The 20,748-nt window shown below is 41.7% G+C and carries 21 protein-coding genes and 1 other annotated feature; of the genes, 15 read left to right on the plus strand and 6 right to left on the minus strand.

Annotated features, from left to right (window positions below):
* Nucleotides 1–111: 111 nt before the first annotated feature.
* Nucleotides 112–657, minus strand: a complete 546-nt coding sequence (locus tag H9631_RS09345; RefSeq protein WP_191812100.1) for a YusW family protein — start codon at nt 655–657, stop codon at nt 112–114.
* A 188-nt stretch (nt 658–845) separates the two neighbouring features.
* Nucleotides 846–986: a sequence feature (ribosomal protein L20 leader region), on the plus strand.
* A gap of 115 nt (nt 987–1,101) precedes the next feature.
* Between H9631_RS09345 and infC the strand changes: the two genes are divergently transcribed.
* From infC to H9631_RS09365, 4 genes are all read left to right on the plus strand, one after another.
* Nucleotides 1,102–1,605: a translation initiation factor IF-3 gene (gene infC / locus H9631_RS09350; RefSeq protein WP_191812101.1), complete on the plus strand. Its 504-nt coding sequence runs from the start codon at nt 1,102–1,104 to the stop codon at nt 1,603–1,605.
* Nucleotides 1,606–1,626: 21 nt separating this feature from the next.
* Nucleotides 1,627–1,827 (plus strand): 50S ribosomal protein L35, encoded by a 201-nt coding sequence (gene rpmI, locus H9631_RS09355; protein WP_120075061.1) that lies wholly within the window; start codon nt 1,627–1,629, stop codon nt 1,825–1,827.
* 27 nt (nt 1,828–1,854) lie between these two features.
* Nucleotides 1,855–2,208 carry a 50S ribosomal protein L20 gene (gene rplT, locus H9631_RS09360; protein ID WP_160706477.1) on the plus strand — a complete coding sequence of 118 codons (354 nt, stop codon included), beginning with the start codon at nt 1,855–1,857 and terminating at the stop codon, nt 2,206–2,208.
* 678 nt (nt 2,209–2,886) lie between these two features.
* Nucleotides 2,887–3,489, plus strand: coding sequence for a TVP38/TMEM64 family protein (locus H9631_RS09365; RefSeq protein WP_318246792.1), 603 nt, complete (start codon nt 2,887–2,889; stop codon nt 3,487–3,489).
* Nucleotides 3,490–3,612: 123 nt separating this feature from the next.
* On the opposite strand, the gene H9631_RS09370 is transcribed toward H9631_RS09365, so the two are convergent.
* Nucleotides 3,613–4,008: a sigma-w pathway protein ysdB gene (locus H9631_RS09370; protein WP_191812103.1), complete on the minus strand. Its 396-nt coding sequence runs from the start codon at nt 4,006–4,008 to the stop codon at nt 3,613–3,615.
* Between the two features lie 93 nt (nt 4,009–4,101).
* On the opposite strand from H9631_RS09370, the gene H9631_RS09375 reads away from it, so the two are divergent.
* The 3 genes from H9631_RS09375 (at nt 4,102) to H9631_RS09385 (ending at nt 6,365) form a co-directional block, all read left to right on the plus strand.
* Nucleotides 4,102–4,596 carry a dUTP diphosphatase gene (locus tag H9631_RS09375; protein WP_318246793.1) on the plus strand — a complete coding sequence of 165 codons (495 nt, stop codon included), beginning with the start codon at nt 4,102–4,104 and terminating at the stop codon, nt 4,594–4,596.
* Between the two features lie 86 nt (nt 4,597–4,682).
* Nucleotides 4,683–5,768 (plus strand): M42 family metallopeptidase, encoded by a 1,086-nt coding sequence (locus H9631_RS09380; RefSeq protein ID WP_191812105.1) that lies wholly within the window; start codon nt 4,683–4,685, stop codon nt 5,766–5,768.
* A gap of 144 nt (nt 5,769–5,912) precedes the next feature.
* A complete protein-coding gene (locus H9631_RS09385) occupies nt 5,913–6,365 on the plus strand; it encodes a small multi-drug export protein (protein ID WP_191812106.1) in 453 nt (150 codons plus the stop codon).
* A gap of 74 nt (nt 6,366–6,439) precedes the next feature.
* Here the strand turns inward: H9631_RS09385 and sspI are convergent, their stop codons facing one another.
* Nucleotides 6,440–6,652: a small acid-soluble spore protein SspI gene (gene sspI / locus H9631_RS09390; protein ID WP_160706473.1), complete on the minus strand. Its 213-nt coding sequence runs from the start codon at nt 6,650–6,652 to the stop codon at nt 6,440–6,442.
* Nucleotides 6,653–6,826: 174 nt separating this feature from the next.
* Between sspI and H9631_RS09395 the strand changes: the two genes are divergently transcribed.
* From H9631_RS09395 to H9631_RS09410, 4 genes are all read left to right on the plus strand, one after another.
* Nucleotides 6,827–7,588: a TrmH family RNA methyltransferase gene (locus H9631_RS09395; protein ID WP_191812108.1), complete on the plus strand. Its 762-nt coding sequence runs from the start codon at nt 6,827–6,829 to the stop codon at nt 7,586–7,588.
* Nucleotides 7,589–7,951: 363 nt separating this feature from the next.
* A complete protein-coding gene (gene pheS, locus H9631_RS09400; RefSeq protein ID WP_191812110.1) occupies nt 7,952–8,989 on the plus strand; it encodes a phenylalanine--tRNA ligase subunit alpha in 1,038 nt (345 codons plus the stop codon).
* Nucleotides 8,990–9,006: 17 nt separating this feature from the next.
* On the plus strand, nt 9,007–11,421 hold the full coding sequence (gene pheT / locus H9631_RS09405; protein ID WP_191812112.1) for a phenylalanine--tRNA ligase subunit beta: 2,415 nt from the start codon (nt 9,007–9,009) through the stop codon (nt 11,419–11,421).
* 429 nt (nt 11,422–11,850) lie between these two features.
* Nucleotides 11,851–12,708, plus strand: a complete 858-nt coding sequence (locus tag H9631_RS09410; protein ID WP_191812114.1) for a cytochrome c oxidase assembly protein — start codon at nt 11,851–11,853, stop codon at nt 12,706–12,708.
* A 42-nt stretch (nt 12,709–12,750) separates the two neighbouring features.
* Here the strand turns inward: H9631_RS09410 and H9631_RS09415 are convergent, their stop codons facing one another.
* Entirely contained in the window at nt 12,751–13,509 is a 759-nt protein-coding gene (locus tag H9631_RS09415) for an NRDE family protein (RefSeq protein WP_191812116.1), read from the minus strand.
* Nucleotides 13,510–13,613: 104 nt separating this feature from the next.
* Complete coding sequence (locus tag H9631_RS09420) at nt 13,614–14,981, minus strand: MFS transporter (RefSeq protein ID WP_191812118.1); 1,368 nt, start codon at nt 14,979–14,981, stop codon at nt 13,614–13,616.
* A gap of 366 nt (nt 14,982–15,347) precedes the next feature.
* On the opposite strand from H9631_RS09420, the gene H9631_RS09425 reads away from it, so the two are divergent.
* The gene (locus H9631_RS09425) at nt 15,348–16,406 is read left to right on the plus strand and encodes a PQQ-dependent sugar dehydrogenase (RefSeq protein ID WP_191812120.1); all 1,059 of its coding nucleotides are present in this window, start codon (nt 15,348–15,350) and stop codon (nt 16,404–16,406) included.
* A gap of 334 nt (nt 16,407–16,740) precedes the next feature.
* On the opposite strand, the gene rnhC is transcribed toward H9631_RS09425, so the two are convergent.
* The gene (gene rnhC / locus H9631_RS09430; protein ID WP_191812122.1) at nt 16,741–17,673 is read right to left on the minus strand and encodes a ribonuclease HIII; all 933 of its coding nucleotides are present in this window, start codon (nt 17,671–17,673) and stop codon (nt 16,741–16,743) included.
* 448 nt (nt 17,674–18,121) lie between these two features.
* On the opposite strand from rnhC, the gene zapA reads away from it, so the two are divergent.
* The 3 genes from zapA to polX all read left to right on the plus strand — a co-directional run bounded on the left by zapA (nt 18,122) and on the right by polX (nt 20,741).
* Complete coding sequence (gene zapA / locus H9631_RS09435; RefSeq protein ID WP_191812123.1) at nt 18,122–18,382, plus strand: cell division protein ZapA; 261 nt, start codon at nt 18,122–18,124, stop codon at nt 18,380–18,382.
* Nucleotides 18,383–18,389: 7 nt separating this feature from the next.
* Nucleotides 18,390–18,932, plus strand: coding sequence for a CvpA family protein (locus H9631_RS09440; RefSeq protein ID WP_191812125.1), 543 nt, complete (start codon nt 18,390–18,392; stop codon nt 18,930–18,932).
* A gap of 87 nt (nt 18,933–19,019) precedes the next feature.
* A complete protein-coding gene (gene polX / locus H9631_RS09445; RefSeq protein ID WP_191812177.1) occupies nt 19,020–20,741 on the plus strand; it encodes a DNA polymerase/3'-5' exonuclease PolX in 1,722 nt (573 codons plus the stop codon).
* Nucleotides 20,742–20,748: the final 7 nt, after the last annotated feature.

Raw genomic sequence — 20,748 nt, forward strand, 5'->3', positions numbered from 1 at the left:
GTCAGACCCCCAGCGAGGTAACGCGTTAAAGCGGTGGGGGTCAGACCCCACAAAAAGACCCCAAAAAACCAGGTAAAGAAGCACCAAAATGCTCTTCTTCACCTGGTTTTGTTATTGTCTATCTTCAAATTCTATTTTCTTTCCATTTTTCATTGTGTATTCCAAATCGAACTTTGTGTAGTTGGTATCAAGCTGGAATGTGTCAAGGATCTGTTGGATAGCGTCTTCCTTTGCTGTATTTTCATCAATCCTTACGTCCTGCATTAAGGTGTATAACGACTGAAATGCCTCTGCACCTTTCAACTTTTTGTCATGAATAGCATCATTCAATTCCGCGCGGTACGAGCCAGTACCAGCATCCTTTTCTTCATATTCATAATCATATTCTACATCCGAAGCATAATCGACTTCCAGATCGAACTTCGTATAAGGGAAATTGTCCATCAGCTTTTTAGCATTCATATCTTGGACATTCCCATCATCGGATTTGTTTCCGCTATCTTCTTTGCTGATGATATCGTCATTTGTTGTTGCATTTTCATTTGGCGGTGGGACTACCTGCTCTTTTGGATGGTTATCTATTGATGGATCGTTGGAACAAGCGGCTAATCCAATAGCAAACAAAGGGATCGAAAAGGAATAAATCCATTTTTTCATATACGTGAACCTCCTTATCACTTGACCTATATTTATAAAGTTTTTCCTAATCATTGAAAAATAAACATTGCAGGCTGATCATAAATTTGGTATGATAAAAAACGTTGTTATCACAAGGCTTCACATGCCAGTCATTTGACAAATTTATGCAGCCATGATAGACTAAATAAGGTTAATCGAATACTTGTTTGTGTAAGAAGGAGCTGCCCGCTTCTCGCCTGATTGACGCATCAATGCTGTTGCCAGGCTATGAATGTAAGCAATTATCCACACTATGTTATGTGTGATTAAATGCGGGTCCCTTTTGCGGCCTGCATTTTTTTATGAAATCAAATCAGATAAAGATAGGCGAAAGAATTTCATATATAAACAGATCAGCCCTATTTTTACTCAAACTCAGTATTCTTGAAAATACCTTGGAGGTGGCTAACTATTAGCAAAGATATGTTTGTGAATGAAGGCATTCGTGCCCGTGAACTTCGTCTCATTGACCAAAATGGTGAACAGGCGGGTGTCAAATCCCGCAATGAAGCGCTCGAAATTGCTGTGCGTGCTAACCTTGACCTTGTTTTGGTTGCGCCGAACGCAAAGCCCCCAGTAGCCAGAATCATGGACTATGGGAAATATCGTTTTGAACAGCAAAAGAGAGAAAAAGAAGCGCGTAAGAACCAAAAAGTGATCAACGTGAAGGAAGTTCGTTTAAGTCCAACAATTGATGAGCATGATTTTAATACAAAGCTCCGCAATGGACGCAAGTTCCTTGAAAAAGGGGACAAAGTGAAGGCATCCATCCGTTTCAGAGGACGTGCTATCACTCATAAAGAAATTGGTCAGCAAGTACTGACACGCTTTGCCGAGGAGTGCAAAGATTTGGCAACTGTCGAGTCCAAACCACGAATGGATGGCAGAAGCATGTTTCTAGTACTAGCACCGATTAACGAAAAGTAATGTTTTGAGGAGGAAATTCATATGCCAAAAATGAAAACACACCGCGGCGCAGCAAAACGTTTTAAAAAGACTGCCTCCGGCAAATTAAAACGTTCACATGCTTACACAAGCCACTTGGCCGCTAATAAATCCACGAAACAAAAGCGGAAACTCCGCAAGTCGGCAATCGTCTCCAAAGGCGACTTCCGCAGAATTCGTCACTTACTTGATAACATTAAATAATTAGGGAGCATTTAGGAGGGAAATAATATGCCACGCGTAAAAGGCGGAACAGTTACCCGTAGACGTCGTAAGAAAGTTTTAAAATTAGCAAAAGGTTATTATGGTTCCAAACATACATTATATAAAACTGCCAATCAGCAGGTCATGAAGTCTTATATGTACGCTTATCGTGACCGCCGCAACAAGAAACGTGATTTCCGCAAACTATGGATTACACGTATCAATGCTGCAGCACGCATGAACGGTCTTTCCTACAGCCGTTTGATGCACGGCTTGAAAGTTGCCGGTATCGAAGTAAATCGTAAAATGCTTGCAGACCTTGCTATTTCCGATGAAAAAGCATTTGCAGAACTTGCAGACAAAGCAAAGGCGGCTCTTTAAGAGCAAAAGCGTCATAGACAGAACGAGACATCACTGAGCAGTGCTTTTAGGCACTGCCAGGGTTGTCTGTCTTGTGCCCTGTGAAGTCGGAGTTGGGGACAGGCTTGAGCGAGATATCCTGTCTCTTTGTCTAAAAAAGACCAACACTTTCTGTGCTTGGCATGACATAATGAAAAAAGCTACTCTTCATTTTAGAAGAGTGGCTTTTTTGTGTATCATTTGTTTATCAGATTATGCTGAGTCCAGATCCAGTACCTATCGACCAGCAGACTTCACGTTTCCTCCTACAATAAGTCAATCGGCTCCGACGGACAAGGATGTCCTAGTGCAAGCGAAGCGACAGAATGCAGCGTTTTGTATAGGAAGTACTAAGTCTCCGAAGCCAAAGGCTGTGGCGGCCTTTGGCGCCGTGTTTCCTTTATCTCGTTGAAGTCTCACTATTCTCTAGTTGCAGAAAGGCAGGGGCTTGAGGTCACTTTCTGTTAATCCAATGAAGTCACAGAAAGATTTTATTGGAATGCTCTCCGATGGACAGGATCCTAGTGACGCGAGGCTTGTCGCTCCTAAACGCCGTCTTCCACATTTCAGCTCAGTCTGTACTTAAATGAACAGGCGCTTGCGCTTTTGTTTCTGTTAAGATATAGGTTCATGTCATAAGCGAGCAGGAAAAAAATACATATGTATAGAAGAAAGCAGGTGATCATCATGGATGAGCAGTTGTTAATCATGCTTTCGGTTATGAGTGGAATTGGAATTCTGGCACCAGTGCTATTTATACTGTTCCACGTCGTCCGGCAATTTATGTTTATACCGGTTGCGTTAGTTTGCATGGCAGGTGGGATACTTTTCGGCAGCTTTCTTGGGACAGTCTATTCAATGGCAGGTTTGTTATTATTGTCCGCTCTATTCTATTTCTGTATCAGAAAGATTCCGCGAACGTATGGTAAATTGATGAAAGTCAAGCATAACTGGTTTGGGGCGCATACAAAATTGACAGTGGGCCAGATTGCCGTATTGCGATTGATTCCATTTTTTCACTATCAATTGCTAAATGTCTGTCTGCTGGAAAGAAGGCCGGACTTTCGAGGGTTTATGAAGGGGGCATTCGCTACTAATTTACCACTTGCTTTTTTTTATACGATATTTGGTGAATATATCACCCAGTTTTCTCCTAGAATGGCTGTCCTCATTGTAATCGCACTTTTTATTCTTTGCTATCTTCTTCGCGAGAAAGTAGTCACTGTCAAATGGCATGAGTTCTTTTCACACCACTCTGCTTAAATGATAATTCACAAATAGTCAAGCGAACGAAACTTTTTCTTCGCTTGTTTTACTTTGCTCGAAAGCGGATCTTTGGAGGAAAGGGCTGCCACAGAGAGAGCAGCCTTCTTAAACATGCGAACGTTATTCTTTACCCCTATTTTTCTCCACCAATTCTTTAACAGGACTTTTCCAGTCAATGGCAGCATTGGGATACCTCAGCTTCACTTCATTTTCAATGAATGTGAAATCCTCGTAGCTTAGCCCCTGCAGTAGATCATTATTGTGTGGAAAAATGAAAATGGAAACGACTTCAAAAGCACGCTCGGTTGTCCCAAGATATTTCTCACCTTCGAACATAACGCCTTCATAAGTGATCAAAAAGTTTTTTCGAATATTATCGGGAATATCGTAAAAGAAGAATTTCTTTTGTTCATGGGCACTTTCCAATTTTCTTTTTGGATCCAATATAAATTTAATGGCTATACAAAAGAGATAAATAATTAAAGCCAAAATGACGAGTCTAAATAATAAGATCATGACGAGCCCTCCAATCCATAATCTACCTAATATACGGACAAACGCGATAAAAGGTTTCAACTTTGTTATAATTTTTTTATGGAGGATTGATAAATGATGACAATACAGGAATGGTTTGCTATGCAATATGAATTGGACCAGTATATAGAAAAGGAACACGATCTGCAAAGAGAAGATTTATTTGAAAAAAAGATACTAGCTTTGCTTGTTGAAGTTGGTGAATTGGCAAACGAAACAAGGAGTTTTAAATTCTGGAGTAAAAAGGCTCCATCCCCCCACGAGGATATTTTGGAGGAGTTCGTGGATGGCGTCCATTTTATTTTATCCCTTGGACTGGAGCTCGGTTTTTCAGATCGCGAATATTCTCTTGTATCCCAGGAAGGCAATGAAGATTTGAACCGCAGCTTTTTAAAGGTTTACAAGCTGATTAATGATTTTCGCCAGTCAAAAGATGCAATGGATTTCGAGGAACTCTTCCGTCAATATATTGTTCTAGGGCAAACGCTTGGCTTTACGCTGCATGAAGTACAGGAAGCGTATAAGAAGAAAAACGATGTGAATTTCAAGCGCCAGCAAGACGGATATTAAATGAAATAGCAACAACTTCTTTGTGAATACTTCAGTTTTTCAGTATAATTTTAAAAAGGAAAAATTTTCTAAAGCGAGGGATAAGAATGAAACAGCTCGATGAAAATTTAACAATGCTAAAAGACTTGACCGACGCCAAGGGAATTCCAGGTAATGAGCAAGAACCGCGCAACATCATGAAAAAGTACATAGAGCCATATGCAGATGGGATCGAAACGGATGGCCTGGGAAGTTTAATTGCAAAAAAAACGGGTGATTCTAGCGGACCCAAGGTTATGGTGGCTGGGCATTTGGATGAAGTAGGCTTCATGGTTACACAAATCGATGACAAGGGATTCCTTCGATTCCAAACAGTTGGAGGATGGTGGAATCAGGTGATGCTTGCCCAGCGTGTGACGATTGTTACTGCAAAAGGCGAGATTACAGGTGTTATTGGCTCCAAACCGCCGCATATTTTATCAGCAGAAGCACGGAAAAAGCCAGTGGAAATCAAGGATATGTTCATTGATATCGGAGCATCAAGTAAGGAAGAAGTGAGAGAATGGGGAGTCCGTCCGGGTGACATGGTTGTTCCTTACTTTGAATTTACTGTCATGAACAATGAGAAAATGCTTCTTGCCAAAGCATGGGATAACCGTATTGGCTGCGCCATTGCCATCGATGTTCTAAAAAATCTCAAAGGCGAAAATCACCCCAACATTGTATACGGTGTAGGTACCGTACAGGAAGAGGTGGGTTTAAGAGGAGCCAAAACAGCCGCAAACAAAATCGCACCGGACATTGCATTCGCAGTGGATGTCGGTATTGCGGGTGATACTCCGGGTGTCTCCGACAAGGAGGCGCAAGGTAAAATGGGAGAGGGACCACAAATCATGCTATATGATGCTTCAATGGTCTCCCATAAAGGTCTTCGTGATTTCGTAACAGGGGTAGCGGATGACTTGGGTATTCCCTATCAATTTGACGCTATGCCTGGTGGAGGAACGGATGCAGGATCTACGCATTTGGCAGGTGAAGGTGCTCCGTCATTGGCCATTACAATCGCTACTCGCTATATCCATACACATGCAGCTCTTTTGCACCGTGATGACTATGAAAATGCGGTTAAACTCATTACTGAAGTAGTTAAGCGTCTGGATAAAGAAGCAGTGGATAAAATCATATTTGATTAAGTTGCTGAATAAAAAGTACATCACACCTAGTGGTGTGCTTTTTTGTTCGCTCATCTACTAGGTGCATGATTTTCTGCTTTTTTCTTTTCAGAAAATCAATTTTGCTGTATTGTCTAATAAGAATACAGATAAAGGGAGAAATGTATGGGGAATCTATGGGAATATATTGTTGTTTTCCTTTTGGCCGGAGTGCCGTGGATTGAAATAGCTGCGGTAATCCCGGTTGCCATTATTAGCGGGCTGCAGCCTGCTTTTGTTGTGATATTCAGTTTTGCGGGAAATTTATTAACAACTATCTTGGTCATCTATTTATTTGAACCTATCAAGAATTATCTTTTCAAAAAAAGAGGGGAATTAAAAGAAAGCGGTAAACGGGAGGCGCGAGCAAAAAGAATCTGGAACAAATATGGACTGCCAGGACTGGCTTTGCTTGGTCCTATTTTGATCGGCATCCACGTTGCTGCATTTATCGGGTTGACTCTCGGCGCTGCAAAAAATTGGACCCTTCTTTGGATGACAATCAGTCTGTTGATCTGGTCGATTGTGTTTGGGGTCGCAGCCAATTATGGAGTGGAGGCATTCAAGGTGTTTTTTTAGCGGCCAGGCTAAGAAAAGTTTGAGCTGTTGGCTCATAAAAGCTAATAAAAAAAGCGGCTGGTCAACACCGCCGCTTATCCCTGTTTCAATCCATTTTCAAGTGTGCCAAGCATCATGTTTTTCTCCTGATCATCAGCGTTCTGCCAGATCACTTCAAAAAGCACTCCTAATCCAGGCAAATATTTTTCCTCGCCTTTCTGCATGGCATCCACTATCGTATCACGCAATTGATCTTGATTGTTTTCAGCAACATTATGGATTACAGCTCTTCTAATGTTAAGATCCATCCAATTGGCTCCTTTTCAAAAGATTCTTCCGTTAGCTTTTCGCAAACGAGCTGAATTATGCATAAATGGTAGTGGTGAAAGTTGAAGACGGTAGAAACAAGCCAATTATTATTTGGTGACTGTTAAAATTTCCTCTATAATGAAAAAAGAATTGTCCCGGAAAGGAATTGGATAATGAAGGAAGAACTTAAATCCGCGAAAAATACGCGGGTCAAGGATTGGAAAAAATTACTTACCAAAAAAGGGCGGGATCAATCCGGTCAATATTTATTGGAAGGCGCTCATTTAATTGAAGAAGCTTTAAAAACTGATGAGATTATTGAAATTATGGTTCGAAGCAATTATACTGCCTTCGAATTTGAACGGTTGAAAAAGTTTCCGGTAACATTGATTTCTGAAGAAATCAGCCAATCTATCTCAGCAACTGAAACTCCTCAGGGTATATTTGCAGTATGTAAAAAAAGAGCTGCGGGAGTGGATCTTGCCATTCATCGAAAACTGCTTTTGCTTGACGGGGTACAGGACCCAGGTAATATTGGAACGATGATCCGGACGGTAGATGCGGCAGGAATCGATGCTGTTATTTTTGGAGAAGGAACAGGGGATGTTTATAATCCAAAGGTAATTCGCTCAGCTCAGGGAAGTCATTTTCATTTACAGATGGAAACCGGAAATTTAGTGGAGTGGATAAAAAAATCAAAGGCTGCTAATATTTCGGTTTACGGAACGGCCCTTGAAAATGCGGAGCCTTTTATGAATGTTCCCGCATCAGATTCCTTTGCTTTGATTATGGGGAATGAAGGAGCAGGAGTAGCTCCCGATGTTCTTCAGCAGACAGATAAAAACTTATATATTCCACTCTATGGAAAAAGTGAATCCCTTAATGTTGCAATAGCTGCGGGCATATTGCTTTATCATTTGCGAAAACCGATTTGAAATTATTACTTGGAACGTCTATAATGTGAATATCTTAATATAGTGAACGACTATGATGGAGAAAAGTAACCGGAGGACGCTTACAGGGAGAAAGTGCCATGACTGCAAGCACTTTTAGCTGGGAATCCAGGTGAAAAATTCACCTCCTGAGTCGGCATCGGGACCGTCATTACAAATGTTTATCTGTAATTTCGTAAAGATGCACCGGCCTTGCCGTTATGACAATGAAGTGAACATGAGAATGTTTATAAGGGTGGTACCGCGACCATAGCCTCGTCCCTTTTTGGGGGCGGGCTTTTTTTATTGTCTTCGTTTCGGCTTGACCGTAACTTTTTATTGGATTAAAAGAAGGAGGATATATAAATGGAGCAAAAGTTGAAAGAACTGGAGCGGAAGGCTCTTGAGGAAGTTAGAGCTGCTTCAGATTTAAAAGAGTTGAACCAAGTGCGCGTCTCTTATCTTGGAAAAAAAGGACCGATTACTGAAGTATTGCGGGGAATGGGGAAACTGTCGGCAGAAGAGCGGCCAAAAATGGGAGCTCTCGGAAATATGATCAGAGAAACCATTACAAAGGCGCTTGAAAACAAGAATCGTGAACTTGAGAATGAGGCTGTAGCCAAGAAACTGGAAGCCGAAACGATTGATGTGACACTTCCGGGAAGGGCTGTAGCAACTGGAAATCGCCATCCACTTACAAAAATCATCGAAGAAATCGAGGATTTGTTCATTGGGATGGGATATAAAGTAGCGGAAGGGCCTGAAGTTGAGCACGATTATTATAACTTTGAGGCTTTGAATTTGCCGAAAGGGCATCCGGCTCGCGATATGCAGGACTCTTTTTATATTACTGAAGAAATTTTAATGCGTACCCATACATCGCCGGTTCAGGCCAGAACGATGGAAAAGCATGAAGGTAAAGGGCCTGTTAAAATCATTTGCCCGGGAAAAGTGTACCGGCGTGACAATGATGATGCCACACACTCTCATCAATTCATGCAGATTGAAGGACTTGTCGTCGATGAAAATATCACAATGGGTGATTTAAAAGGAACGCTTGAAGTATTCGCGAAAAAGATTTTCGGTGCTGACCGTGAAATTCGTTTGCGCCCAAGCTTCTTCCCATTCACAGAGCCTTCTGTGGAAATGGATATTTCCTGCAAAATTTGTCATGGAGAAGGCTGCCGGGTATGTAAACAAACTGGTTGGATCGAAGTGTTGGGTGCAGGTATGGTTCATCCAAACGTTTTGGAAATGGCTGGTTTCGATTCGAAGAAATATACAGGTTTCGCTTTTGGAATGGGGCCTGATCGGATTGCTATGCTGAAATACGGAATTGACGATATTCGCCATTTCTATACGAATGATATCCGGTTCCTCAAACAATTTGCTGTTCAAGAATAATTCGGGAGGTTAAACACATGTTGGTTTCATATAAATGGCTGCAGGATTATGTCAATTTAAATGGTGTTTCCGCAGCTGAATTAGCTGAAAAAATAACAAGAAGCGGTATTGAAGTAGATGGAATTGAAAAATTAAGTGATGGAGTGAAGGATGTCGTTGTTGGTGAAGTCCTTGATTGCACTCAGCATCCACAAGCCGATAAATTGAAAATGTGTCAGGTGGATATTGGTGAAGAAGAGCCTGTCCAAATCATTTGTGGGGCGCCAAATGTCGCTAAAGGACAAAAGGTACCTGTCGCAAAAGTGGGCGCCGTTCTTCCAGGTAATTTTAAAATAAAAAGAGCGAAGCTCCGCGGCGAAGAATCAAATGGAATGATCTGTTCACTTCAGGAGCTTGGCTTTGAAGGAAAGCTTGTACCAAAAGAATTCGCCGAAGGAATCTATGTATTCCCTGCAGACGCAGAGGTTGGCTCTGATGCTTTGTCATTTTTAAACATGGACGATGAAGTACTTGAGCTTGATCTGACTCCCAATCGTGCAGATGCGCTTAGTATGATTGGCGTTGCTTATGAAACAGCAGCTATTTTGGGGAAAACGGTTCAGTTACCGGAAAGTACCTATGAAGTTTCTAAAGAGAAAGCTTCTGACTATATTTCTGTTAAAGTAAAAGCTCCGAAGGAAAATCCGCTTTATACAGCAAAAGTTATAAAAAATGTGAAAATTGGACCTTCGCCATTATGGATGCAGGGACGTCTAATGTCAGCAGGTATTCGGCCTCATAATAATGTCGTTGATATCACAAACTATATTTTACTTGAATATGGTCAGCCCCTTCATGCTTTCGACTATGACCGGTTCGGTTCAAAGGAAGTGGTTGTCCGTCTAGCAACAGAAGGTGAGAAGATCACAACGCTTGATGATACGGAGCGCACATTGACTTCTGATCAGCTTGTCATTACGAATGGAACTGTTCCAGTAGCACTCGCAGGTGTGATGGGAGGAGCGGATTCAGAAGTATGCGATGAAACTACAACCATTTTGTTGGAGTCCGCTTATTTTACAGGTGGATCGATACGGAGCACGTCAAAATATCATGGCCTAAGAAGTGAAGCGAGCAGCCGCTATGAGAAAGGTGTAGATCCGAATAGGGTAAAACCGGCAGCAGAGCGTGCAGCTGAGTTAATAGCAAAGTATGCTGGTGGAGAAGTGCTTGAAGGGCTTGTGGAAGATGACCAGTTAACAATCGAGCCAGCGATTGTATCGATTTCTTTGGAGAAAATTAATCGTGTTCTCGGTACGGACATCACTTCAGCAGAAGTTATGAAGATTTTTGAAAGACTGCAGTTCGAAGTAGTAGTCGAAGAAGATGTATTTACTGTCACTGTACCAACCCGCAGAGGAGACATTACAATCGAAGAGGACTTGGTTGAAGAGGTTGCGCGTCTATATGGATATGACCAACTTCCGAAAACTCTGCCTAGAGGAGAAGCAACTCCAGGTGGTTTAAGCAAACTCCAAGAAAAACGCAGAACAGTAAGAGGCGTCTTTGAAGGAGCTGGCTTGTTTCAAGCAATTACCTACTCTTTGACTAGCGAAGAAAAGGCAGCAATGTTTTCAATTGAAAAGCGTCCACCTGTCACGCTGTCTATGCCGATGAGTGAAGAGCGAAGTCGGTTGAGATTAAGTCTTGTTCCACAAATGCTTGAAGCCATATCGTATAATGTGGCCAGGAAAAATGAATCAATTGCCCTTTACGAAATCGGCTCGGTCTTTTTGAATGAAGGTGAAGGCAAGCAGCCGGAAGAACGGGAGCATATTGCCGGAGCTGTTACAGGCTTGTGGGTGGATAATGCTTGGCAGGGGGAGAAAAAGCCGGTTGACTTTTATGTAGTCAAAGGAATCCTGGAAGGCTTATTTAAGAAGCTGGGGCTTGAAGAACATATCTCCTGGCAGGCTGTTCAAATGGATGGTATGCATCCGGGACGAACAGCGGAAGTCTTAGTGGATGGAGAAGTTATCGGATTTGCTGGACAGGTTCATCCCAACTTGCAAAAGGACCTTGACCTGAAGGAGACTTATGTATTTGAAATTCAGGCTGAACCAGTTTTTGATTACGAGCTTCCTGAATTGCGATATGTGCCAATCCCGCGTTACCCATCAATTACACGAGACATTGCACTTGTTGTGGATAAGGATGTCCATGCAGCAATGCTCGAATCAATCATTAAAGATTCTGGTAAAAAGCTGCTGACAGACGTTCATGTATTCGACCTCTATGAAGGAAAAAATATGGAAGAGGGCAAAAAATCAATTGCTTTCTCATTGACCTATGCTGATCCTGAAAGAACGCTAACGGATGAGGAAGTTACAAAAATCCATGAAAAAGTGTTGGCAGCATTAAAAGAAAAAGCTGGTGCAGAGCTGCGCAGCTAAAGGCAAGAAGTGTTCATCATCTCTAATCGGGCTTTCTAAAAAGCTTCTTAAAGTAAATCAGTCGGACGAAAACGATTTTTGTTTTTTGACCGACTGATTTTTGTAATTTGGGTTTGAACTACGTTTAATGATGAACATTCTTACTGAGACCTTCTCCAAACAATCGTGCCCCAATTTTACCGAAAGCTTTTAATGGCAGCTGCAAAGGACCTGACCTTCACTTTATCCCTTTTTTAATGATTTTTATGGATTGAGGGAGATGCTTGGCTGAAATGTGATAGAATGTCCTTATAAAGGAAATCGTTCTATTAAGTGGCGCCGGTTTGTTTTGTCTAAAAGGCATAGGCCTCCATGATCTAATGTTTTTTTAAAACCCCTAAACCTGTTTCATCCTTCATGGTCATCCATGGAAGGGGGAGGAGGATTTTTGTGAATTGGAATGTTTTCTCAGGCTTTACTTGGTACGAGATGTGGAGCCCGATAACGTTTATAGTCATTGCATTAGTTTCAGTCATTTATGCAAAAAAAATCATGCATTCTTCCAACTATAAGGTGACGAAGAAACAAATGGCTTACTATTATACAGCGGCAGTTTTGTTTTATATTGTTAAAGGAAGTCCGTTCAAAGTAGCTGCAGACTCTTTTGCTTTCAGTGCTCATGTAATCGAGGTCATGACAGTATTGTTCATTGTACTGCCATTGTTTATTTTAAGTATGCCTCCCCAATGGATTCGACAATACTTCTGGAACCATAGGCTGAAATTTACGATTAAGCTGCTAGGACACCCATGGATGGCTGCATTGCTGTTTAACGGAGCGTTAACAGTTTATTTTGCTCCGCCAATATTCAACCTAATTCAGCAAAGTACAGTTCTTTCGATTAGCAGCCAAGTTTTTCTGGTTTTTACGGGCTTTTTGATGTGGTGGACGATTATCATGCCATTACCGGAGATTAGCAAATTCTCGTATTTTACGAGGGTGGCGTATATTTTTTTGAACTCAGTTTTGCTGATGCCGATTGGAATTTTTCTGCTTATTGGGATAACAGAGGAACATTATACGTTATATACAGCAGTGGCTGGAGAAATGTTCCCATCGCTGTCAGCAGTTTACGACCAGCAGCTTGGCGGAGGTATTTTGAAAGTCATCCAGCTCACAAGCTATGGGATTGCACTTTTTTGTCTCATCGGAAACTGGAGTAAGAAAGAAGATGAGCGTGAAGGACAGATTGATGATGAAAATATTCGTGTTGTCCAAGGTGTAGTGATTCATTTGCCGAAAAAATAAAAGCTGCTGTGGATTAAAAATGCCGACAGCAGCTTTTTAGTTTTACTTAGATATAAACGTGAACTCTTTCTCATCAATCTCATGGGGCATAAACGTCTTTTCAATAAAATGGATTTTTTGATGTTGATCAATGGTCAGAACAGTTGAGCAGCGTGTCCCATAATCAGGACTTTTAATAAAAATGGATGATAGTGTTTTTTCAAGCTGTAATGGAACGCCGGTTTGCGGTAATTTCTCTTCCGGAGCTGTTTCTTGATCACCAAGGAGAGAGAATAGCCGTTCATGATTGAATTCGTTATCAAGTATTTGTTTTAATGTTTGTTTGCCTTTTTCAACTTTAGGCCACGGAGTATCTAGCTGGTCATTGCTCAGCCCATAAATTCCAGGTTCTAGCTGTTTGATTTCATTCCCGATATTAGAGTAATACATCAAGCTGTCCCCATCTGAAACGAATAAATTGAACCCTCTATAGTCCAAACTTACTTGCTGAAGCTTTTTTAAAAATTCGAGAGAGGTTTCATCACCGGCCAAAAAGTCGCGAACGATATGTCCCCTTGATTTTTTGTCTGTTTTATCGAATTCCGAAGGGTTTCTATAATTGGTCAGCGCGGCAAATCTGCCAGTCCGGGTGACGCCCATCCAAGTGCCCATTTTCTCCAAATCCCTTCCGGCTAAAATGGAAGGATGGTCCTTCCAAAAATATGCCGCCTTAGCAGGACGTTTGTAAAATTCGTCTCGATTTGCTGCTGTAATCAAGTTATATTGTGGATGGCAGCGATAAGCAATAAAAATGATACACATAAAATCTCCCCAATTTTGAAAAGGAATGTCCTATCCTGCATTAACGCGTTACCGCATCGGGGGTCAGACCCCTATCCTACTTTAACGCGTTACCGCACTGGGGGTCAGACCCCTAATTTTTCTAATTTTGTTCCACGGCCCGGCAGCCTAATTGATAGGAAAAGTACTAGAGCACAGAAAACAAGGCAGATCAGCGCGACGTTATGCAGGTGCTGGATGTCCAAATGGCGGTTAAAGGCCAATCCCAGTAGGCTGGATGATAGGATAGATCCCAAATATCGGCTTGTTTGGAATAGCCCCGATGCTGATCCTGTATCCTCCGGCCTGACGTGCTCATAAAGGGCTGTCTGCATGGAAATGTTGCTGAATCCGTTGCTCATTCCCAAAACGGCCATGATGACTAGCAGCCAAGAAAGAGATGACGTGTCATGCAAGGTAAGCAGAAGTGCTGTTCCGGTTAAAAGAATCGACGATCCGATAATCAGAGCGGGCTTAGGCCCATGGCGGTCAATCAGCCTTCCTACAAACGGCGATACAATGACGCCGAATCCTGCCAAGGCAAGCATAATTAGGCCGGTATCTCCAGGACTGTATTTTTTGACTTGTTGTAGGAACGTCGGAAAACCGAAGAAATAACAATAATAAACAAGATTAACAGTGATAAATTGAAGGTAAATCAGCGTGACAGTTGGATTCTTTTTTAGTCTATTGACATCAATAAAAGGCTCTGTCTGTCTCTTTTCATAATAATAAAAGCTAACAGATGCAACAGCAAAGATTATAAATGCCCACCAATGAATCTGTGTATCCAATGATAAAAGAAACAGAATTAGACCAATCACTGCAATGATAAACAGGCTGATGCCAAGAAAGTCGATACGCGCCAGCTCGAATTTTCCTTGTCCTTTTTCAGGTAAAATAAAAATGGCCATGATAAATGAGACAATGATAAAGGGAAAGTTTACAATGAAAATGGAAGGCCAGTCCCATGAATCAATTAATAGTCCACCTATGGATGGACCAAAAGCGGCGGAAGTAGAAGCAAAAATTGAAAGCGTCGCCAAGGCTTTAGCCTGTCCTTTTGTAATGCTTGTTCGCACCATACTCATTCCACTCGGAAATAAGGTGGAGCTGCCAATTGCCTGAAGTGCCCGGCACCCAAGTAAAAAAGGAAAGTTGGGAGAGAATGGTGCCAACATTGAAGCGGTTGCAACCGTAACAAGTCCAGCAAGAAACATTCTCTTTGGTCCGAACATATCGCTCAATTTTCCCATGACGGGCTGACCTGCGGCACTGGCAAGATAAAATACTGAAATTAGCCAGGAAGCATCGGCAAATGTAAGTTCGAAATCCTCCTGCATCCGTGTCAAGGCTACAGAAATCATAGATGAATTCAATGGGTTCAATAATGTGCCGAGACCAATGGTTAAAACAAGAACCCATGGTTTATGCGTTTTCTTAGTTCCTGCCATTACGAATCACCTGACTTTTCTCATCCGTTGCGTTAAAAATCATCCTAACGATTTATTTAAATATAGTCAATTAATTGGCATTTTTAGCCTATTTAATTCAATTAGAATAGTTTTTTTTCATTTTACGGAGGTCAGATTATTGTAGAGTGAGACCGCGTCTTTCGGGATGCAGGACAGCATTTGACAAAAGCCTGCCTACCCAAAGGTTGCAAGAATACGCAAAACGGCCCATTGATGGTCATGTCAGTTATATTTCAGATGTATATCGATTGTTAGTGGAGGTCTATCATATTGGATGAATCATGAAGGAAATGGATCAGGTCGTAAGAAAATATCTAAAGATTGTCTAGGGAATGGAGGGCTAAAATGAAAAGGTTTTTTCTGATTTCGCTCATATTATTTCAGGCTGCTTGTTCACAATCCAAATTGATTGATGATAGTGAAGAGGAGAATCAGCCAGCATCTGGAATGATTATTGAGGCTCGGTTTGCTGATCAGCTGGAAATACCTTGGTCCATTACGAAGAAAAACTCTACTTTTTTTATAAGTGAACGAAATGGAACAATAGCCGAAATAGCAGTTAAGTCTGCGAAGGTAAAACGTGAACCAGTCCTATTGAATAAGACTTTATACACTAAGGGAGAAGGGGGCTTCCTTGGTTTTGAGCTGATACCAGATACGAATGTTGAAGCATTGGCCTACCATACCTATATAGAGGATGGCGAGGTTTTGAATCGTCTGGTACGATTGCGAAAAGATGAGGATCAATGGTTTGAAATGGCAGCATTGTTGGAAGGGATACCGGGTGCCGATATCCATAATGGGGGCAGGGTGAAACTAGGTCCGGACGACAAGGTATATGTGACAACTGGAGATGCAGCAAAACCTGAGCTTGCCCAGCAATTGGAAAGTTTTGCAGGGAAAATCTTGCGGTTGGAAATGGACGGTTCTGTTCCAGAAGACAATCCATTTACAGGCTCGCCGATCTATTCACTCGGACACCGTAATCCCCAGGGCCTGGCATGGGACGAGACAGGTCAGTTATATGCAGCTGAGCATGGACAAAGTGCCCATGATGAAATCAATAAAATTGAATCCGGACATAATTATGGATGGCCGATTATTCAAGGTGGTGAAGAAGGTAACGGAATGGAGTCTCCCTTATTTCATACAAATGGAAATACCTGGGCGCCAAGTGGAATAGCTTATCACGATGGTAGACTCTATATCGCTAATCTCCGTGGAGAGGCTGTAAGAATTTTTGATTTGCAAAATAAGAAGGAGGAAATTTTTGCAAATGGAAATGGCCGTATCCGAGATGTTATCATTGAAAAAGGAACACTATATTATATTACAAATAATACAGATGGAAGAGGTAAGCCTTCAGCAAACGACGACCAATTGATCGGTATGTCCCTGCAATAGGGCGCATTTTTAACTTCATTCAGCAGAAGTCCCCCCACTTTCACTCGTGTTGTTGCACTTGCTGACTTAGAAGTGGGAGACTCCTTTCGAAAAGGTGTTAAAGATCACTCTACTGAATTAAGATTTAATAATCTAGCTGTGCCGAACAGGAAGTACAAGTGCCGGCGAAGCGACAGGACGTCGCTGGTGCAAGGATAAAGCTTGTCTAATCAAAATCGGCTAAGCTGCGCGCTTAAGTCTTTCTTATGAAAGCCGGAATTGTTGAGAGGCTGACGTCGACTTCGCTTGACTCATACAAGTGAAGTGGCAGTGCACAGCCAGCCTTCCGTCTTTTCTACATCCTCGCCAGCTTTTTGGCTTTTTCTGTATTTGCAAAATGCAGTTTTGTGAACTTGTTCAATGCATGAATACCTTTTTCTTGAATGAGTCTGGCAGCAGCGTGGTCAACTTTTGCTCCTGCTCCTTTTGGTATTGTAAACCCGGCTTGTTTGCTTAATCCCTCAAAGGCGCGAATAAAAGCGTAACGGGCTATGATAGATGCCGCAGCTACTGCTAAATGGATACCTTCTGCTTTCGTGCTGAAATAGACTCTTTCTTTCTGAATTACTTTTTGCCCTTTTAAGTGCTTGTAATAGACAGGAGCCTGGGCAAATTGATCAACCAGGATGGCATCTGGCTTTTCAGGTAAAATCTTCTCGAGAAGATAATGATGTACTTGGTTGTGCAGGATAGCCGTCATTTTTCCTTGTGTCATGCCTGATGCTTGAAGTTTGTTGTATTTTGGATTATCCAGCTTCAGTAGGCTATAAGGTAAAAAAGTGAGCAAGTCTTTGGCTATTTTAACAATTTGGGGGTCTGTCAAGTCTTTTGAGTCCTTAACGCCCAGTTCTTTCACGAGAGGAATCTGGTCGGATTTTACATATGCTGCCACGACAATGAGCGGCCCAAAGTAGTCGCCTTTTCCAACTTCGTCGGAGCCTATGATGGACAGACTTGAGATATTGTCTGGCAGTGGATTTCCTGATACCTTCGGTGAAGAAGAATGTTTTGCCTGTTTTGAGGCAGGTTTGCCCCATTGTGATGCTTCTTCTTCGTTTCTGGCTCCCTGAAACAGGACTTTCCCTGATTTATAGGCAGTGATGACGCAGCTGTTTTTCTTAGCAAAAAAGACACTTCCGGGAGGGGTTTTTTCCGATAGGTAAGGCTGATAATGTTGTTTCATCTTCTTAATTTCTTCCATTGTTGTTTGAATTACTGTATTGGCCATAAGAGCATCCTCCTGATTTATAATTGCTGTATCCTGATAAATAATTCCCATCTTTTTTTATTCATGCTATGATATAAGATAGGATTTTTCACATGGAAAAATATTTTAACTTCATTCAGCAGAAGTCTCCCAGCTTTGTAAGTGGTGAGATGAATGTATATTGATATTCCATTTAGTGGGAATTTTAAACCCAGGTTAAATAAAGTGAAAACCTCCGGCGGATGCCACAGATTTCAGAGGAAATGTATCGGGCGGAGCTCGATAAAATCTGGGCGCATATGAGAGGGAAGTTCAAAAAGTCACCAAAATTAAGTGGCAAATCTTTTCGATGGCTTGCCTCTGTGTTGCTCATTAAAAGCGTACATTCCGAATCGACTTTTTGCTTCTAAATTTGGAAACTTTTTAACACGCACTCTAAAGCTTTACATGAAGAAATGGGGGCATTACGTTGTCGTCAAGTGAAAAGACCCGCACTCCAGTTACAATCTATGGGCAACATTATATCATTACAGGGACAGAGACGTCAGCGCATATGAAACTAGTAGCAAAGCTTGTTGATGAGAAAATGCGGGAAATCCGATCGGTGAACCCCAGTCTTGATACTAGCAAGCTGGCTGTTTTAACGGCTGTTAACGCTGTCCATGAGCAAATTAAACTTCAAGAGCGCTTGGAGCATCTGGAACAAGAGCTTTCGCGTTTAAAGGAATGAAATATGTATGTTAAGTTTAGCTTTATTGATCATTTTGATCATTGGTTTTTTTGTCGGACTTAGAAGGGGATTTATTCTTCAACTGATTCACATGATTGGCTTCGTTGTTTCTTTTGTCATAGCCTATATTTTTTATGATGATTTGGCTCCCAAACTCCGCCTTTGGATTCCATATCCGGACTTTGATCCGGGAAAGACATTGCAAATGGTTTTCGATGGGGTAGGGATGGATGAGGCCTTTTATCGTGCTATTGCATTTGTCATTATCTTTTTTGCTGTCCGAATCGTTCTCGGTATCATCGGGTCAGCACTTGATTTTGTTGCGAGCCTTCCAGTCTTAAAAACACTGAATGTCTGGGCTGGCGGCATTCTTGGATTTTTGGAAGTTTATTTAATGATTTTTATATTGTTATATATTGCGGCATTACTTCCGATTCCGGCAATTCAGGAGGCCATCAATGGTTCATTCCTTGCCAAAGGGATGATTCATTATACACCTTTTTTATCTGCTGAATTGAAAAAATGGTGGATTGACTATATCCAAAGCTAACTTCTCTTTGCGAAGAGAAGTTTTTCTTTTAGCAGTCTTATTTGTTAAAATGAGAGGCAGGAGAATGGAGAACGGTTGGTGACAGAAATGGGAGTAAATAAAAAAGATGTCATTCGTTTATTGGAACAAATTGCGGTTTATATGGAGCTCAAAGGGGAAAATCCATTCAAGACGGCCGCATTCAGAAAAGCGGCTGCTGCAATGGAAGCGGATGACAGGAGTTTATCAGAAATTGAGGACTTTACAAAAATTCCATCTATTGGAAAGGGAACGGCGGCAGTTATCGAGGAATTTATTGAAAACGGCGTGTCTTCTGTCCTACAGGAACTTCAAGAAACAGTGCCTAAAGGATTAATTCCCCTTATGCAAATTCCCGGGCTCGGTGGCAAGAGCATCGCAAGATTATATAAAGAACTTGACGTTGTTGATGTGACATCATTAAAAGAAGTTTGTGAGACAGGCAAGATTAGAACAATCAAAGGCTTCGGCAAAAAAACGGAAGAAAATATAAAAGAGGCATTGGCATCAATGGGCAAACAGCCAGAGCGATTACCTATTTCCTATATGATTCCGATGGCGGAGTCCATTGAAGCTTCCTTACAAGAGATTAAGGAAATTTCCCGTTTTTCAAGGGCCGGAAGCCTTAGGCGGGTAAGGGAAACAATCAAGGATCTTGATTTTATCATTGCAACAGACCATCCGCAGACTGTCAAAGAAAAGTTGCTCAAGCTTGAAGGAGCTGGAGAAGCGACGGCAAGCGGGGGTACTAAAGTGACCCTTTTGATGGAAGGCGGTCAGTATCGTATCTCCGTTGATTTTCGCATTGTCACTCCCTGTGAATTTGCAACGGCACTGCATCATTTTACTGGTTCTGCTGAACATAATGTCCGTATGCGCCAGCTTGCAAAAGCAAGAGGGGAAAAAATCAGTGAATATGGCGTGGAGAATACAGAAACAGGTGAAGTCAAAACCTTTCAATCCGAAAGCGACTTTTTCCATCACTTTAATTTACCGTTTATTCCACCGGAAATTAGGGAGGACGGTAAAGAAGTTGAGGAATATGATAGCAGTGCAAAGTTCATCCATATTGACGATATAAAAGGCGATCTTCACATGCACACAACCTGGTCAGACGGTGCTTTTTCCTTAGAGGAAATGGTGGAAGCTTGTAGGGAGAAAGGCTACCAATATATGGCGATAACGGATCACTCCCAATTTTTAAGAGTGGCCAACGGCTTGACTGTTGACCGTATCAAAAGACAGAATGAAGAAATTAAAGAGTTAAATGAGAAGTATGATGATATATTAATTTTATCGGGTATTGAAATGGATATTTTGCCAGATGGAAGCCTTGATTATGATGATGGTCTGCTTAGAGAGCTTGATATTGTCATTGCATCCATTCATTCAATCTTTTCCCAGTCGCGGGAAAAGATTATGGAGCGATTGAGAAACGCTTTGGAAAATCCCCATGTGGACATTATCGCTCATCCGACTGGAAGGCTGATAGGTAGGCGTGAGGGTTATGATGTAGATGTTAAAAAGTTGATTGAACTGGCCAAGGAGACGGATACAGCATTGGAGCTGAACGCTAATCCCGCTAGGCTGGATTTAGCAGCGGAACATTTACGGCATGCTCAGGAGCAAGAAGTGAAGCTGGTAATCAATACAGATGCGCATAATATCAGGAACCTTGACTTTATGCTACTCGGTACAGCATTTGCGAGAAAAGGCTGGGTGCAGAGCTCATCTGTTATTAACACATGGGAGCCAGAGCAATTAGTTAAGTTTTTACAGCGGAATGATTAGGCTTTTG

It is taken from the genome of Bacillus norwichensis, from assembly GCF_014836955.1.
Classification (GTDB): Bacteria; Bacillota; Bacilli; order Bacillales; family Bacillaceae_C; genus Siminovitchia; species Siminovitchia norwichensis.

Excerpts from the sequence above, each read along its gene's own strand:
- pheT (WP_191812112.1), top strand. The coding sequence starts at position 9,007 with ATGTTGGTTTCATATAAATGGCTGCAGGATTATGTCAATTTAAATGGT.
- polX (WP_191812177.1), top strand. The coding sequence starts at position 19,020 with ATGGGAGTAAATAAAAAAGATGTCATTCGTTTATTGGAACAAATTGCG.
- rpmI (WP_120075061.1), top strand. The coding sequence starts at position 1,627 with ATGCCAAAAATGAAAACACACCGCGGCGCAGCAAAACGTTTTAAAAAG.
- H9631_RS09395 (WP_191812108.1), top strand. The coding sequence starts at position 6,827 with ATGAAGGAAGAACTTAAATCCGCGAAAAATACGCGGGTCAAGGATTGG.
- H9631_RS09420 (WP_191812118.1), bottom strand. The coding sequence starts at position 14,981 with ATGGCAGGAACTAAGAAAACGCATAAACCATGGGTTCTTGTTTTAACC.
- H9631_RS09370 (WP_191812103.1), bottom strand. The coding sequence starts at position 4,008 with ATGATCTTATTATTTAGACTCGTCATTTTGGCTTTAATTATTTATCTC.
- H9631_RS09345 (WP_191812100.1), bottom strand. The coding sequence starts at position 657 with ATGAAAAAATGGATTTATTCCTTTTCGATCCCTTTGTTTGCTATTGGA.
- sspI (WP_160706473.1), bottom strand. The coding sequence starts at position 6,652 with ATGGATCTTAACATTAGAAGAGCTGTAATCCATAATGTTGCTGAAAAC.
- infC (WP_191812101.1), top strand. The coding sequence starts at position 1,102 with ATGTTTGTGAATGAAGGCATTCGTGCCCGTGAACTTCGTCTCATTGAC.
- rplT (WP_160706477.1), top strand. The coding sequence starts at position 1,855 with ATGCCACGCGTAAAAGGCGGAACAGTTACCCGTAGACGTCGTAAGAAA.
- H9631_RS09415 (WP_191812116.1), bottom strand. The coding sequence starts at position 13,509 with ATGTGTATCATTTTTATTGCTTATCGCTGCCATCCACAATATAACTTG.
- H9631_RS09385 (WP_191812106.1), top strand. The coding sequence starts at position 5,913 with ATGGGGAATCTATGGGAATATATTGTTGTTTTCCTTTTGGCCGGAGTG.
- rnhC (WP_191812122.1), bottom strand. The coding sequence starts at position 17,673 with ATGGCCAATACAGTAATTCAAACAACAATGGAAGAAATTAAGAAGATG.
- H9631_RS09375 (WP_318246793.1), top strand. The coding sequence starts at position 4,102 with ATGATGACAATACAGGAATGGTTTGCTATGCAATATGAATTGGACCAG.
- H9631_RS09425 (WP_191812120.1), top strand. The coding sequence starts at position 15,348 with ATGAAAAGGTTTTTTCTGATTTCGCTCATATTATTTCAGGCTGCTTGT.
- H9631_RS09440 (WP_191812125.1), top strand. The coding sequence starts at position 18,390 with ATGTTAAGTTTAGCTTTATTGATCATTTTGATCATTGGTTTTTTTGTC.
- H9631_RS09365 (WP_318246792.1), top strand. The coding sequence starts at position 2,887 with ATGTATAGAAGAAAGCAGGTGATCATCATGGATGAGCAGTTGTTAATC.
- H9631_RS09380 (WP_191812105.1), top strand. The coding sequence starts at position 4,683 with ATGAAACAGCTCGATGAAAATTTAACAATGCTAAAAGACTTGACCGAC.
- pheS (WP_191812110.1), top strand. The coding sequence starts at position 7,952 with ATGGAGCAAAAGTTGAAAGAACTGGAGCGGAAGGCTCTTGAGGAAGTT.